Annotated in this window: 13 protein-coding genes; 11 read left to right on the top strand and 2 right to left on the bottom strand. The window is 50.5% G+C overall.

What is annotated here, in order from left to right; translation table 11 throughout:
- Nucleotides 1-48: 48 nt before the first annotated feature.
- Nucleotides 49-567 carry a flavodoxin FldB gene (fldB, locus tag N1689_RS20390; RefSeq protein WP_260060047.1) on the bottom strand — a complete coding sequence of 173 codons (519 nt, stop codon included), beginning with the start codon at nt 565-567 and terminating at the stop codon, nt 49-51.
- Nucleotides 568-669: 102 nt separating this feature from the next.
- Between fldB and xerD the strand changes: the two genes are divergently transcribed.
- The 11 genes from xerD (at nt 670) to N1689_RS20335 (ending at nt 14,199) form a co-directional block, all read left to right on the top strand.
- The gene (xerD, locus tag N1689_RS20385) at nt 670-1,563 is read left to right on the top strand and encodes a site-specific tyrosine recombinase XerD (protein ID WP_260060046.1); all 894 of its coding nucleotides are present in this window, start codon (nt 670-672) and stop codon (nt 1,561-1,563) included.
- 22 nt (nt 1,564-1,585) lie between these two features.
- A complete protein-coding gene (gene dsbC, locus N1689_RS20380; protein WP_013358933.1) occupies nt 1,586-2,299 on the top strand; it encodes a bifunctional protein-disulfide isomerase/oxidoreductase DsbC in 714 nt (237 codons plus the stop codon).
- 3 nt (nt 2,300-2,302) lie between these two features.
- Nucleotides 2,303-4,039: a single-stranded-DNA-specific exonuclease RecJ gene (recJ, locus tag N1689_RS20375; protein WP_222925020.1), complete on the top strand. Its 1,737-nt coding sequence runs from the start codon at nt 2,303-2,305 to the stop codon at nt 4,037-4,039.
- Nucleotides 4,040-4,257: 218 nt separating this feature from the next.
- Nucleotides 4,258-5,356, top strand: a protein-coding gene (gene prfB, locus N1689_RS20370; RefSeq protein WP_161732580.1) for a peptide chain release factor 2 whose coding sequence is annotated in 2 segments (ribosomal slippage) — nt 4,258-4,332 and nt 4,334-5,356 — 1,098 coding nt in all. Because the reading frame shifts where the segments join, the coding sequence is not laid out codon by codon here.
- A 9-nt stretch (nt 5,357-5,365) separates the two neighbouring features.
- Nucleotides 5,366-6,886: a lysine--tRNA ligase gene (lysS, locus tag N1689_RS20365; protein ID WP_010248682.1), complete on the top strand. Its 1,521-nt coding sequence runs from the start codon at nt 5,366-5,368 to the stop codon at nt 6,884-6,886.
- A gap of 514 nt (nt 6,887-7,400) precedes the next feature.
- Entirely contained in the window at nt 7,401-7,925 is a 525-nt protein-coding gene (locus tag N1689_RS20360; protein WP_161732576.1) for a LuxR C-terminal-related transcriptional regulator, read from the top strand.
- Nucleotides 7,926-8,647: 722 nt separating this feature from the next.
- On the top strand, nt 8,648-9,202 hold the full coding sequence (locus N1689_RS20355; protein ID WP_161732574.1) for a fimbrial protein: 555 nt from the start codon (nt 8,648-8,650) through the stop codon (nt 9,200-9,202).
- A 142-nt stretch (nt 9,203-9,344) separates the two neighbouring features.
- Nucleotides 9,345-10,049 carry a molecular chaperone gene (locus N1689_RS20350; RefSeq protein WP_161732572.1) on the top strand — a complete coding sequence of 235 codons (705 nt, stop codon included), beginning with the start codon at nt 9,345-9,347 and terminating at the stop codon, nt 10,047-10,049.
- Between the two features lie 34 nt (nt 10,050-10,083).
- Nucleotides 10,084-12,690 carry a fimbrial biogenesis usher protein gene (locus tag N1689_RS20345; protein ID WP_260060045.1) on the top strand — a complete coding sequence of 869 codons (2,607 nt, stop codon included), beginning with the start codon at nt 10,084-10,086 and terminating at the stop codon, nt 12,688-12,690.
- 37 nt (nt 12,691-12,727) lie between these two features.
- Nucleotides 12,728-13,672 (top strand): fimbrial protein, encoded by a 945-nt coding sequence (locus tag N1689_RS20340; RefSeq protein WP_161732568.1) that lies wholly within the window; start codon nt 12,728-12,730, stop codon nt 13,670-13,672.
- Between the two features lie 14 nt (nt 13,673-13,686).
- Nucleotides 13,687-14,199, top strand: coding sequence for a fimbrial protein (locus N1689_RS20335; RefSeq protein WP_253419948.1), 513 nt, complete (start codon nt 13,687-13,689; stop codon nt 14,197-14,199).
- Between the two features lie 81 nt (nt 14,200-14,280).
- Here the strand turns inward: N1689_RS20335 and N1689_RS20330 are convergent, their stop codons facing one another.
- Complete coding sequence (locus N1689_RS20330) at nt 14,281-14,907, bottom strand: serine protease (protein ID WP_222925027.1); 627 nt, start codon at nt 14,905-14,907, stop codon at nt 14,281-14,283.
- Nucleotides 14,908-15,095 lie beyond the last annotated feature (188 nt).

Here is a 15,095-nt window from a genome sequence, read left to right as displayed (position 1 = left end):
TCTGCTGGCGCCTGGGTTCGACAACAGCAAACCAGCGCGCCTGACCGGTCAGAGTCGTGCAGCGGTTTCGGTCAGCACCTGCTCGCACCACTGCTCAACGCGCTCGTCGGTGACCTCGAACTGATTCACATCATCCAGCGCCAGACCCACAAACTGCGCGCCATCGGCACTCAGCGGTTTCGGGCTGGTGAACTCATAGCCCTCAAGCGGCCAGTAGCCGACAAAATGCACGCCCATTGGCTGCAGCAAATCGTGCAGCATGCCGAGCGCATCTAAAAACCACTCGCCATAGCCAATCTGATCGCCCATGCCATATAGCGCGACAATCTTGTTTTGCAGATTCAGTGAGGGCAACTGCGGCCAGATCGCCTCCCAGTCCTCCTGCAACTCACCGAAATCCCAGGTCGGGATGCCCATGATCAGCAAATCGTACTGCTCCATCAGGCGCGGGTCGTCATCTTTGACGTTATGAAGCGTCACTAACTCTTCGCCAATAAAATCGCGAATTTTCTCCGCTACGATTTCGGTGTAACAGGTACTGGAACCGTAAAAAAGACCGATTTTCATGCAGATAACACTCTGTAAATACTGACTTTGGCGCAATTGTACCAGAAGCGCTGCTGAATCAGGCATAATGAGCATGATTTTACACCAGACGGCGGAGATAACGTGCAGGACAGCGATCTGACAGAACAGTTTCTTGATGCGCTCTGGATTGAACGCAATCTGGCGCAGAATACTCTCTCCTCTTATCGTCAGGATCTTCAGACGCTGACCGGCTGGCTGACGCATCACCAACTGACGCTGCTCAGCGTGACGCCGCTGGATCTGCAGCAGTTCCTGGCCGAACGGCTGGAGGGCGGCTACAAGGCGACCAGCTCAGCGCGGCTGCTCAGCGCGATGCGTCGTCTGTTCCAGTATCTTTATCGCGAAAAGCTGCGCCCGGACGATCCCAGCGCGCTGCTGTCCGCGCCAAAACTGCCGCAGCGTCTGCCGAAAGATCTCAGTGAAGCCCAGGTTGAGCGGCTGTTGCAGGCACCGGATACCAACATCCCGCTGGAGCTGCGCGACAAGGCGATGCTGGAGGTGCTCTATGCCACCGGCCTGCGCGTCTCTGAACTGACTGGACTGACGCTCAGCGACATCAGCCTGCGACAGGGCGTTGTGCGGGTTATCGGTAAAGGGGATAAAGAGCGGCTGGTGCCGTTAGGTGAAGAAGCGGTTTACTGGCTGGAGCAATATATGGAACATGGTCGCCCATGGCTGCTCAATGGTCAGACGCTGGACGTGATGTTTCCCAGTAACCGGGCACAGCAGATGACGCGCCAGACCTTCTGGCATCGCATCAAGCACTACGCCACGCTGGCGGGCATTGATAGCGAAAAGTTATCGCCGCATGTGATGCGTCACGCCTTTGCGACCCATCTGCTGAACCACGGCGCGGATCTGCGTGTCGTACAGATGCTGCTGGGACATAGCGATCTCTCCACCACCCAGATTTATACGCACGTCGCCACTGAGCGCCTGCGTCAGTTACATCAACAACACCATCCGCGAGCCTGATTCGCGGGCATAAAGGATAAAAATGAACAAGCATTTTGCCATGCTGGCCCTGTTAGCCAGCGCCTTTTCCGGTCTGGCACAGGCCGATGACAGCGCCATTCAGCAATCTCTTAAAAAGCTCGGTCTGAATCAGACGGAGATCAGCCCGTCACCGCTGCCGGGGTTTAAAACCGTGCTGTCTGAAAGCGGCGTGCTCTATGTTACCGATGACGGCAAACATATGATCCAGGGCCCGCTCTATGATGTCAGCGGCAAACAGCCAGTCAACGTCACCAATCAGCTGCTGGACAAAAAAGTCGAGGCGCTGGTGCCGGAGATGATTGTCTATAAAGCGCCAAAAGAGCAGCACGTGATCACGGTCTTCACCGATATCACCTGTGGCTACTGTCACAAGCTGCACGAGCAGATGGCGGACTACAATGCGCTGGGCATCACCGTGCGCTACCTGGCGTTTCCGCGTGAAGGACTGAATGGTCAGATCGAACCAGCGATGAAGGCGATCTGGTGCAGCGCTGACCGCAATAAAGCGTTCGACGAGGCGATGAAAGGCAATGCGCCGAAAATGGCCGCTCCGGACAGCTGCAAAATCGATATTGCCCAGCACTACAAACTGGGCGTGCTGTTTGGCATTCAGGGCACGCCCGCGATGCTGACTGACACCGGCATGATGATCCCGGGTTATCAGTCGCCGCAGGAGCTGAAGCAGGTGCTGGACAATCAGAAGCGTGGTGGTTAATCGGTGTTAAAACAGGAAGTGGAACTCCGTCGCCGTGAGGTGACGGTTGACGATGCGCTACCGGCCACGCTGCCGCCGCTGCTGAAAAGACTTTATCTGCAACGCGGCGTGTGTGACGCCGCGGAGCTGGAGCGCGGTGCGAAGAACCTGCTGCCCTATCAGTCCTTAAGCGGGATTGAGAGCGCCGTGGAGTTGCTGCATCAGGCGCTGCTGGATGGGCGTCGCATTATGGTGGTAGGCGACTTTGATGCCGATGGCGCAACCAGTACCGCACTGACGGTGATGGCGTTGCGCAGCATGGGTGGCAACAACGTGCAGTATCTGGTGCCTAACCGCTTTGAAGATGGTTATGGCCTCAGTCCGGAAGTGGTCGAGCAGGCACGGGCGCGTGGTGCAGCGATGATCCTGACGGTCGACAACGGTATCTCCTCTCATGCCGGTGTGGAGTGCGCGCATCAGCACGGCATTCCGGTGCTGATTACCGATCACCACCTGCCGGGCGAAACGTTACCGGCCGCTGAGGCGATCGTGAATCCCAATCTGCCGGACTGCAACTTTCCCTCGCGCGCGCTGGCGGGCGTGGGCGTTGCGTTCTATCTGATGCTGGCGTTGCGCGCCCATCTGCGTACCCAGGGCTGGTTCGGCGCTACCCGCACTGAACCGAATCTGGCAGAGATGCTGGATCTGGTCGCGCTCGGCACGGTTGCTGATGTGGTGCCGCTCGACGTTAATAACCGCATTCTGGTGTGGCAGGGGCTCAGCCGCATCCGGGCCGGAAAATGTCGGCCAGGCATCCGGGCGCTGCTGGAAATTGCGAATCGCGATGCCCGTCAACTGGCTGCCAGCGATCTTGGCTTTGCGCTGGGGCCACGGCTCAACGCCGCAGGACGCCTCGACGATATGTCGGTGGGCGTGGCGCTGTTAATGACCGACGATCTTAGCCAGGCGCGCATGCTGGCCAGTGAACTGGATGCGCTGAACCAGACGCGCAAAGAGATAGAGCAGGGCATGCAGAGTGAAGCGCTGGCGCTGTGTCAGGCGCTGGAGCGTGAACAGAGCGATCTGCCGCTGGGACTGGCCTTCTATCATCCCGAATGGCATCAGGGCGTGGTGGGCATTCTCGCCTCTCGTCTGAAAGAGCGTTTCCATCGTCCGGTCATTGCCTTTGCGCCCGCGGGCGACGGCACGCTGAAAGGCTCGGGCCGCTCGATTGCCGGTCTGCATCTGCGCGATGCGCTGGAGCGCCTGGACACGCTGAATCCCGGCCTGATGCTGAAGTTCGGTGGTCACGCCATGGCGGCCGGTTTATCACTGGAAACCGCACGCTACGAGGAGTTTCGTCAGCGCTTTGCCGACCTGGTCGGAGAGTGGCTGGATGGCGAAGCCCTGCAGGGCATCATCTGGTCTGATGGCGCGTTACAGCCGCAGGAGTTTTCGCTGCAGACCGCAGAGATGCTGCGCGAAGCCGGTCCCTGGGGCCAGGCGTTCCCGGAACCCGCGTTTGACGGCAAATTTAAGCTGCTGCAACAGCGTCTGGTGGGCGAGCGACATCTGAAAGTGATGGTTGAGCCGCTGGATGGTGGGCCGCTGATCGATGGTATCGCCTTTAATGTCGATACTACGCTGTGGCCCGACAGCAGTATTCGTCAGGTCGAACTGGCGTATAAGCTGGATATTAATGAGTATCGCGGTAACCGCTCAGTGCAGCTGATCATTGACCATATCTGGCCGCTGAACTGAGTTAAACAGGTCACGCGCGTCTCCGGCCACGGCAGAGGCGCGACAGCCTGATTATCCCCGGCGTTAACCTGCCGCGCGCGGGGATGCCACGTAAATGCGACACATCACGCAACCCCGGCATCCGCCCGCTGTCTCAGCGCTACAATCTGCCGCCAGTTTCGGGTAAACTTGTGCGTTAATTTTCCTGTCCCATCGAACATAAGAAAGACGCTAAAGCCATGTTTGAAATCAACCCGGTCAAAAACCGTATTCAGGACCTCAGTGAGCGCAGCGACGTTCTTCGGGGGTATCTTTGACTACGATGCCAAGAAAGAACGCCTCGAAGAAGTAAACGCCGAGCTGGAACAGCCCGATGTCTGGAACGAACCTGAGCGTGCTCAGGCGCTGGGCAAAGAGCGCGCCTCGCTGGAAGCGATCGTGCAGACGCTGGATCAGATGTCGCAGGGCCTGGAAGATGTGCAGGGTCTGCTTGAACTGGCGGTAGAAGCGGAAGACGAAGAGACTTTCGACGAAGCGGTTGCCGAGCTGGATGTCCTTGAGGGCAAGCTGGGCGAACTGGAATTCCGCCGCATGTTCTCTGGCGAGTATGACAGCGCCGACTGCTACATCGATCTGCAGGCGGGTTCCGGCGGCACCGAAGCGCAGGACTGGGCCAGCATGCTGATGCGTATGTATCTGCGTTGGGCTGAAGCCAAAGGCTTCAAAACCGAAATTATCGAAGAGTCTGAAGGTGAAGTTGCAGGCATTAAATCTGTGACCATTCGCGTGTCAGGCGACTACGCCTTTGGCTGGTTGCGCACCGAAACGGGCGTGCATCGCCTGGTGCGTAAGAGCCCGTTTGACTCCGGCGGTCGTCGTCACACCTCATTCAGCTCCGCCTTTATCTACCCGGAAGTCGATGACGATATTGATATCGACATCAACCCGGCCGATCTGCGCATTGACGTCTATCGTGCGTCAGGGGCGGGCGGCCAGCACGTTAACCGGACGGAATCTGCGGTACGTATTACCCATATTCCAACCGGTACCGTCACCCAGTGTCAGAATGACCGTTCTCAGCACAAGAACAAAGATCAGGCGATGAAGCAGATGAAAGCGAAGCTGTACGAGCTTGAGATGCAGAAGAAAAATGCTGAGAAACAGGCGCTGGAGGACAACAAGTCCGACATCGGCTGGGGAAGTCAGATCCGTTCTTACGTTCTCGATGATGCACGCATCAAAGATCTGCGCACCGGCGTAGAGACGCGTAACACCCAGGCGGTGCTGGACGGCGACCTGGATCGATTCATTGAAGCTAGTTTAAAAGCAGGGTTATAAGGAACCGACATGTCTGAACAACAACCGCAGAGCGCTGATGCCGCCGTTGAGTTAAATAACGAACTGAAAGCGCGTCGCGAAAAGCTGAGCGTGCTGCGTGCAAATGGCGTGGCGTTTCCTAACGATTTTCGTCGTGACAGCCTCTCAAACCAGCTGCATGAGAGCTATGGCGAGAAGAGCAACGAAGAGCTTGAAGATCTCGGCATCGAAGTCAGCGTCGCCGGACGCATGATGACCCGTCGTATCATGGGTAAAGCCTCTTTCGTGACCCTGCAGGATGTGGGTGGCCGGATTCAGCTTTACGTCTCGCGTGACGATCTGGCTGAAGGCATCTACAACGAGCAGTTCAAAAAGTGGGATCTCGGCGATATCCTGGGCGCGCGCGGCAAACTGTTCAAGACCAAAACCGGCGAACTGTCGATTCACTGTTCTGAACTGCGCCTGCTGACCAAAGCACTGCGTCCGCTGCCGGACAAGTTCCACGGCCTGGCCGATCAGGAAACGCGCTACCGTCAACGTTACCTTGATCTCATCGCCAACGAGGAGTCGCGTAACACCTTCAGAATTCGTTCGCAGATCATGGCCGGTATTCGCCAGTTCATGGTGGGCCGCGACTTTATGGAAGTGGAAACCCCGATGATGCAGGTGATCCCGGGCGGCGCTTCTGCGCGTCCGTTTATCACTCATCACAATGCGCTGGATATCGACATGTATCTGCGTATTGCGCCAGAGCTTTATCTGAAGCGTCTGGTGGTGGGTGGCTTCGATCGCGTGTTCGAGATCAACCGTAACTTCCGTAACGAAGGTATTTCGCCACGTCATAACCCTGAGTTCACCATGATGGAACTCTATATGGCCTATGCGGATTACAAAGATCTGATCGAGCTGACCGAAAGCCTGTTCCGTACGCTGGCGCAGGACGTGCTGGGCAGCACCGTAGTGCCTTACGGCGAGCAGGAGTTTGATTTCGGCAAGCCGTTTGAAAAACTGACCATGCGTGAAGCGATCAAGAAATACCGTCCGGAAACGGATCTGGCCGATCTGGAAGACTTCGATAAAGCCGTGGCGATTGCACAATCCCTGCATATTAAAGTGGAGAAGAGCTGGGGTCTGGGCCGCGTCGTGACCGAGATCTTTGAAGAGACGGCAGAAGCGCATCTGATTCAGCCGACCTTTATTACCGAATATCCGGCTGAAGTCTCGCCGCTGGCCCGTCGCAATGACGAGAACCCGGAAATCACCGATCGCTTTGAGTTCTTCATTGGCGGTCGTGAAATCGGTAACGGTTTCTCCGAGCTGAACGATGCGGAAGATCAGGCTGAGCGTTTCCTGCAGCAGGTAAATGCCAAAGATGCGGGTGATGACGAAGCGATGTTCTATGACGAAGACTATGTCACCGCGCTGGAACATGGTCTGCCGCCAACTGCCGGTCTGGGCATCGGTATTGACCGCATGGTGATGCTGTTTACCAACAGCCACACTATCCGCGATGTGATTCTGTTCCCGGCACTGCGTCCAGGCAGCAAGTAAGTAATATTCTGCCCTTAGCACAGAATAAAGCTGCACCTCAAAGGTCTGTTTCAGGCTGATTAGGGTGCAGCTTTTTTATGTCTGTAACGACCATACGATATCGCGTGGCATCGTAACTAAAAGGAGTTAATAACAAACAGTTAAGCCTAAAAAAAGAACTTATTAACAGCGTTTCAGGCATTTTAAAGGGAAAACTGGCCCGGTTAATAGAATCGTTTAAATGGTAATTTAATAACTGATTTTAAAAAATTGTTTCTCGAATCAGCGGAATATAAAAAATCGCATCAAGTTATCTCAGTAACCTATTGTTATTGTTCATTAAAGATAAAGGCATGCGAGTGATGCGTTTTTTTATATAGTTAAAATAATAAGAACTTTCATTTTGGGTGTCATGTTTTAAATGTTAAAGCACGTTAAGATTAAATCCTGTCTGTTTACCTCCTTATCATTTGCCAGATAAAGATTCACCCCACCCGCTATTTATGGCAATATTTATTTAACAGGAATAATCATAATGAATTACGACTGGTTCATTCTTACTGACGACGAGATGCTTTTGTTCGGGGCGCAGGCGCTGGCGGATAGTATGCTGATTGGCAGAACCATTACTATTACGATAAAACGTGTGACGCTGATTGAATTGATGAGGATCGATGCAAATTATAAGCGCAGTAGAAAAAAGAGCGTCGCCATAGTTCCCGATGACATGTATGAGGCATTAAATATTTTTTCTGGCATGGAAACGATAAAGCTTGTTTCCAGCAAAATGAGCTTACTTTCCTATTATGCATTAATTAATGACGCCATTTTGCTAAAGGATTCGGCTAAAGAAGGCGATAAAATGCGCACCTTCTTTCTTACCGCTAAAGAGAGACGTTACTGCTATATGCTTTACAACGGCGTACCCAGTAAAAAAATCGCCCTTTATTTTCAGTGCAATAACAAAAATATCAGCTATCTTAAGCGAAAGATAATGTCAAAGTGGAACTGCAAAAATAAAATAGATTTTTATAAAATAATAAACTATTTTTATCATTAACTATTTAATTTTTTCAATCAGATTTTTGCTCAGCCAGGGTAATAACAAGACCAGCTAATGACTGGTTATACCCAAAGGCTGAGCTATTATCCCCATAGCGCATCATACTCCTGCTTTCTCCTCTATTCCTTAATTCTCGTCTGGTGATGCTTTTATCAAAGCTCCCGAAGTGTGGGATCATTCATTTACGATAATCTTTAACATCTGATTGACTGAATTTTTCACTTTCATTGCGGTTTGACTGCGTTCGTCATTTTTTATTTAAATCTTCAGGTTAATGTTCCAAATAAATACTGAATGCCAGAAAGGGTGAAAGTAGATTAAGGAGTATTGATCGGCTTTTTAATAGCTCATTAAATGTTCTTTTTTTTCATGCAGTAAAGTAACAATCACTTTCTTCTGAGCGAAAATTCTTAAAAATTTCAGGAGTGAGAAGGCGCGTCTTTTCTCATTACCCAAATGAATTACCAATTCTTTTTTTGTTTTGCTGTCATTTGATACTGATGGCAGGCATGCCTGCTTATCCCGATTTGGATTTTTCTTATATGTCCTCTGCTTTTCTTTTTTTTATTTGGTTGTATAAATAGCGCCGTCAGAACGTGCTGGTAACGTTTCTGGGGTGTTTTAATTAAAGATAAATGTTTTCCTTGAACCGTTAACAGGATGGATTGAGTAAACATTTATATAACATGTGCGGTCAATTTAATTTAAGGATGATGTAAATGAACTTCAATTTAAAAGCTGTTGTAACTGCTATGGGTCTCGGTCTGGCTCTGTCTGCTTCTATGGCACAGGCTGCGACGACTACAGTTAATGGCGGTACAATCAAGTTTGAAGGTGATGTTGTCAACGCTGCCTGTGCAGTCGATTCTAGCTCCACTAAACAAACTGTACAGATGGGGCAGGTGCGTGTCGCCGATCTGAAGAAAGACACTGAAGCATCTACCCGCATTCCGTTCACTATCCAGCTGGAAAACTGTGATACCACGGTAAGCACCACTGCAGCGACCTATTTCACCGGTACAGCAGCAAGTGGTTATACCAATGCTCTGCAGGCGGGTGAAGGTACTGATGCTGCTTCAGGTGTGGGTATCCGCATGTATGATCAGGCTAGCAAGGTTGTGACGCTGAACACGCCTGCTACTACCACTACCGCGCAGACTTTGGTTGATGGTTCGAACACCCTGAGTTTCAACGCGGTATATGTGGGTGTGGCTGATACCATTACGGCAGGTAATGGTGACGCGACTGCTACCTTCAATATGGTTTACAACTAATTTTTTAATTTAAAGTCCGGGGAACACTCCGGGCTTTTTCCTGAGGAAAAATTTTATCTTCAGGCATTTTCATACTTGCAAAAAATAAAAATACGATCAGAACTAAACGGTCGCTTTGCACTAATTATGTCAGGGAGCTAACATGCTTAGTTTATCCAAAAATTATAAAATATTTATAACCTTGCTGAGTCTGGTGCTGTCTGTTTTCTTTTCTGCCGCTCAGGCTGGTGGAGTAGGGCTGGGAGCAACACGCCTGATTTTTTCTTCTCAGAATAAACAGGCGTCACTTTCCATCAATAATACAGATGATGAGAATGTATTTTTGATCAAATCCTGGGTAGAGGACCAGGAGGGCAAAGTCACCAGTGACTTTTTAGTAACTCCCCCTCTTTTCCTGATTAAGCAGAAAAGAGAAAACATATTGCGTATTATGTCAGTGAACAAAAATCTTGCTACTGACCGTGAAACCGTTTATTGGCTGAATGTTAAGGCCATTCCATCACGTCAAAAGGATTCTGACAGCCAGCAGAAAAACGCATTGCAGTTGGCAATACAGTCGAGGATTAAGCTTTTTTATCGCCCAGGTAATCTTCAGGGTGATCCTATGACAGCTTATAAAGAGCTGGCATTTTCTCGTGTCGATAACACGGTGACAGTAAAAAACCCTACGCCTTACTATGTTAACCTTGTCAATATTAAATCGGGTGAAAAAAAGTTTGCGCAGATGATAGCCCCTAAATCTTCGGTGCCACTTAATGTTGATTTACATGGTAGTAATACAATCAGCTTTCAGGCGATTAATGATTACGGCGCTACCATGCCAGTACGCTCTGCGAATATAAATTAATTTTTGTTTGGCATGGAATGGCCAGGGGGCAATTGTGCACTTTTACGATTTTCGAAAGTTAACAAAATTAAAAATAAAAAGAATCGCTATTCTGGTTTTTTTATCCTGTTACTCAGGGGTAGGCTATGCGGGGGAATATAACTTTGATCCCTCTTTTTTATCAGATAACCCAGAAGATGTTGCCGATTTAGCGCGTTTCAATAAAGGCCTTAGCGCCGCGCCAGGCAGTTACCACGTTGACGTTTATGTCAATGGAACGGCCGTTGGTGCACGAAATATTACTTTTTTTGAGAAAGAAAGGACGAATGCGCCGTCCGAGCTCAGTCCTTGTTTGAATATGGAAAAACTGCGCGACTTCAATATAAATATCGAAATGCTCGAAAGATTAATCAAAAATGAAGTCGAACGTCATGCAAAATGCGTCGATATTGCACGCTATATTCCTGAAGCCAGTGCCGATTTTGATGTTGAGCATTTACGACTCGATCTGAAAATACCCCAGGCAATGATGAGCCGTAATGCACGTGGTTATATTCCCCCCTCTCAGTGGGATGAAGGCATTCCCGCCGCGCTGTTAAGCTATGCATTTACAGGCTCCAACTCCCGGGGCGATGCGTCAAAAAATGACAGTTATTTTTTACGCCTGAATAGTGGCCTTAACGTCGGACCGTGGCGTCTGTACGATCAGTCCAGTTTTACCTACTCAAAATCCCGTTATGGAGATGCGACGCGAGACTGGAACCATATGCAGACTTATCTGCAGCGCGCCATCATTCCATGGGATTCTCAACTGACAGTCGGTGATACCTTTACCTCATCCGAAATTTTTGACTCCGTCAGCGTTCGTGGGGTCACACTTGCCACTGATGAATCAATGCAGCCCGACAGCTTGCGCGGCTTTGCGCCAGTTATTCGCGGCATTGCCAATGGCGATTCACAGGTTACGCTCAGGCAGAACGGCAACGTTATTTATCAGGCTTATATGCCTTCCGGTCCGTTTGAGATTAACGATCTCTATCCTACCGGCTCCAGCGGCGATATTGAGGTTATTGTAAAAGAGAAGAATGGCAACGTTCGCACTTATACTGTGCCTTTTGCTTCAGTGCCAAAACTTCAGCGTGAAGGGCATCTGAATTATTCCATTATGGCCGGACGCTTCCGCAGCACGGATGGAAATCAGTCAGAGCCGTATATGACTCAGGCGTCACTACTCTGGGGATGGCGAAATGGGATCACGCTGTATGGTGGCAGTCAGGTTGCAGAGCGTTATCTTGCTTTCACAGCCGGTGCAGGTAAAAACCTTGGCTTTCTTGGCGCAATTTCGATAGATGCGACGCAGGCTAATAGTAAGATTGCCGATGGCACACGTCACAGCGGCCAGTCTTTCCGTTTTCTCTATGCTAAATCGCTTAATGAACTGGGCACTCGCTTCGAGCTATTAGGATATCGTTATTCAACCCGCGGTTTTTATACGCTGGCGGAAACTACGCGCGAAAATATGTCTGGCGGCGTGACGCATAACAGCGATGGCGAGCTCGACTATTCCGGCTATTACAACCTTTACAATAACAAACGCAGCCGGGTTCAGATTTCGCTGACTCAGCAGCTGGGTCGTGACTATTCCGTCTATGCCAGCGGTAGCGATCAAAGCTACTGGAATACGGATGGCAAGACACGTCTGCTTCAGCTTGGTTTTACCGGCATGGTAAAGGATGTCAGCTACAACCTGAATTACAGCTACAACAAGAATACCTGGAGCAGCGAAGCCGATCGCGTCTTTAACTTCACTCTGTCACTGCCAATAGGCAAATGGCTGTCAGGAAACCGAGCCAGCAACAGTAACCTCGACTCAATGAAGGCTACGTACGGTCTTTACAATGATGGCGAAGGGAATATGACGAACACGGCTGGGTTATACGGCACCATGCTGGCTGATAAAAACCTGTCTTATAACATGCAGATGGGCACCGTTAACCGTGGTAATGGCAGTACCGGTAGTCTCAATCTTGATTACTACGGTCGCTATGGACAGGTCAATGCCGGGTATAGTTCCAGCCAGGATGCTCACCGTGTCAACTACGGTGTGCAGGGTGGCATGGTCTTCCATCAGGATGGTCTGACGCTTTCTCAACCTTTAGGTAAAACCAACGTTCTGATTAAAGCGCCAGGCGTTAAAGATGCGGCCATCCAGAATAAAACCGGTGTACGTACTGACTGGCGAGGCTACACCGTTGTGCCTTACGCCACTAATTATCGCCTTAACCGTATCGGCCTGGACGTGAATTCCCTTGCTGCGGATAGCGAGATTGATAACTCCGTGGTCTCAGTGGTGCCGACCGCGGGTGCATTAGTGAGGGCGGAGTTTAAAACCCATATCGGTCAGCGCGCATTAATTACCCTGACACATAAAGGCAAGCCGTTGCCGTTCGGCACTACTGTTGTGGTCGTGCAGGAAGGTAACGAAGAAAGTACTGGAATAGTGGGGGATAACGGACAGGTTTATCTCTCCGGGCTGCAACCCTCAGGAATGCTGGAAGCGGTGTGGGGGGCGTCTGAAAACAGTCACTGCAGAATTCCATATCGACTGCCGGAGACAAAGACGCAACAAGAAATAGTCTACCTGAAAGCCCGTTGTGAGTGAGTCTGCACTTCAGGAATGGGCACTAAAAGGATTCGAAATGAAAAGATTAAAGCTTAGGCTTGTTTTGGTATTGCTTTGTCAACTGTTTACTTTTTCTCCTTTAACATACGCTTCGATAACTAATGTTGTCCCTGAAGGGGGTGTCGGAACGGTAACTATCGCATTTCCCTCCGTTACTGTTATGAAAGATGCGGCCATTGGGACCGTGCTGTCGACACAAACAGTGCAAACCGGGCTGAAAAGTTTCACCATGACATCTGCAGGAACCCTGGGATTTCAGTTTGCGTGTGAGCTTGAGAGCTGCCCGACAGGTGTTGAAGGTATCAGTTATAAGCTCAGTACTAATAGCCAGACGGTAATGTGGCCGACCTCATCTAACGCAAATACATGGGGATGGAGCACTGGCCTTGAGGTAACAGTTGTCCTTTATAAATCTGCTACCACAGTAACATCTGGAACGATACAGCCACAGAAAATAGGTTCTTATTACGTACAGACTGCTGAAGATACCAGTAAAGTTTCGCTGGCTGATATTCAATTAACCGGTACGGTTCAGGTTACAGCACTTGGCTGTACTCTGGCTTCATCCGATAGCCTGACTGTAGACCTCGGCAATGTGCCGTCACGTAATTTCAGCGGTGTTGGCTCTACAGCCGGAGCCAAAGATTTTAATGTTAATCTCGAATGTGATGCCGGCACCAACGTTAATGTCAACATGACTGGTAAACAGAGTGCGGATTCGACGGATGTGGGCGTGCTGGCGCTAACCGGTGCTGGCAGCACGGGCGTTTCGAGTGGTGTCGGCGTGCAGGTTCTCTACAACGGGACTCCGCTGGCACTCAACAGCGATGTGGTATTGGGAACGTCTGTTGCAGGTGGAGCGAGTACGTATACCTTTTCTGCTCGTTATATTCAAACGCTCTCGAAAATTACGGCGGGAACCGCAAATACGATTGCCACACTCAATATTAGTTACGAGTAGTCAGGAGCCGGTTAATGATGCTCAACAGAAAACTAGCGTTAATAGCTATCCTTTTTTCAGGCAGTGCCTTGAGTGCTAGTGAGGTAACGGTCAATATTAATGGCAATATTTCCTCAAATACTTGCGAAGTCGATACAGCTTCATCGAAACTGACTGTTCAGATGGGAATGATCGCCACCAATACCTTTTCGCAGACAGGCGCAGCCAGTCCATCCGTACCTTTCGATATTAAACTTGTCGATTGTGGCGCGGACGCTTCCAGCGTGTCAGTCACATTTACCGGAACGGGCGACTCGACAAACGGCGATTTGGTGGCTGTTGCAAGTGGTGGTGCAACCGGCCTGGGGATTGCACTTTATGATTATCAGGGCAAACAAATTGCAGTAAATAAGGCGAGTAACGCTGTGACGCTGAATGCTAACGCGGACAACACGCTCAATTTTAGCGCTGCCTACGTCTCGACTGCACCAAACGTGACGGCCGGAGCCGCAGATGGCAGCGCGACTTTTTCGTTAACTTATGAATAACACTGTGTGAGCAGAATACTTTAGTGCTTAAAACAGGGCGTATTACGTCCTGTTTTCTCAAATCATTCTGCCACTCGCATCTCAGGATTTAATCGCCTGATCCAACCATGTCTGAAATCGCGAGTAAGGCACATAGAGCGCAACGTTCTTATAAAGTGTTTTACCGCTGGCATTGTCGTTGATGTCATTGCTGTAGCCGATAATCACGCCCGCCAGCGTATCATCAGAGGCGTTATAGACTGCGCCGCCCGACATCCCTTTCACCACACCTGCATTCGCCGCCACGACGACGCAGTCCGGCTTGTTCCAGCGGTTTGCCAGCGTGGTATTAATCAGGTTTTGTCCGCTGGAGCTGACCGGCATGGCCGAAATGAAACTGTAGCCGTAGAGATTCACCTGGTCGCCGATATGGCTGTTGCGGAAGCTGGGTGGAAGGTTTATTTCACTGTTTTTGTGGTAGACCACCGCCAGATCGCATTGCGGATGCCAGGCTTTGACGCGATAAAGCGAAAACTTCGCCACGTGCGCGGCGGTCAGGCTGTACTCCGGCGTCAGCGGGATAGTGGTTCCAAGCGTGCCAAAACCCAGCACGGTGGGAATGCCGGTCACGGTCATATCAACCCGTTTTTCAGCTTCTTTACTGTACTCATAATGACCTACCGAACAGCCGGTTAAGCCAAAAACCATTAAGGCTATGAGTCGTTGCATTCTCTCTCCCTGCGTCAGAAGTTGATCACATCACCTGGCAATTGATTAGGGATATATCGGCAACGTTAAGGATTTATTAATTAAATACGCACTAAAAAGCGTAACGGTTTCGCGGGAAATGACAACCTGACCCTGGGTCATGCGCGCTTTAACGGGCTTAGCCAGAAGGCTGACAAAGCCATTTGTTC

Source organism: Pantoea sp. XY16, from assembly GCF_025153065.1.
Lineage (GTDB): Bacteria > Pseudomonadota > Gammaproteobacteria > Enterobacterales > Enterobacteriaceae > Pantoea > Pantoea alfalfae.
The sequence above is the reverse complement of the archived record's forward strand: the minus strand, read 5'-3'. Positions and strand labels throughout refer to the sequence as shown.

Excerpts from the sequence above, each read along its gene's own strand:
- fldB (WP_260060047.1), bottom strand. The coding sequence starts at position 567 with ATGAAAATCGGTCTTTTTTACGGTTCCAGTACCTGTTACACCGAAATC.
- dsbC (WP_013358933.1), top strand. The coding sequence starts at position 1,586 with ATGAACAAGCATTTTGCCATGCTGGCCCTGTTAGCCAGCGCCTTTTCC.
- lysS (WP_010248682.1), top strand. The coding sequence starts at position 5,366 with ATGTCTGAACAACAACCGCAGAGCGCTGATGCCGCCGTTGAGTTAAAT.
- N1689_RS20360 (WP_161732576.1), top strand. The coding sequence starts at position 7,401 with ATGAATTACGACTGGTTCATTCTTACTGACGACGAGATGCTTTTGTTC.
- N1689_RS20355 (WP_161732574.1), top strand. The coding sequence starts at position 8,648 with ATGAACTTCAATTTAAAAGCTGTTGTAACTGCTATGGGTCTCGGTCTG.
- N1689_RS20350 (WP_161732572.1), top strand. The coding sequence starts at position 9,345 with ATGCTTAGTTTATCCAAAAATTATAAAATATTTATAACCTTGCTGAGT.
- N1689_RS20340 (WP_161732568.1), top strand. The coding sequence starts at position 12,728 with ATGAAAAGATTAAAGCTTAGGCTTGTTTTGGTATTGCTTTGTCAACTG.
- N1689_RS20335 (WP_253419948.1), top strand. The coding sequence starts at position 13,687 with ATGATGCTCAACAGAAAACTAGCGTTAATAGCTATCCTTTTTTCAGGC.
- N1689_RS20330 (WP_222925027.1), bottom strand. The coding sequence starts at position 14,907 with ATGCAACGACTCATAGCCTTAATGGTTTTTGGCTTAACCGGCTGTTCG.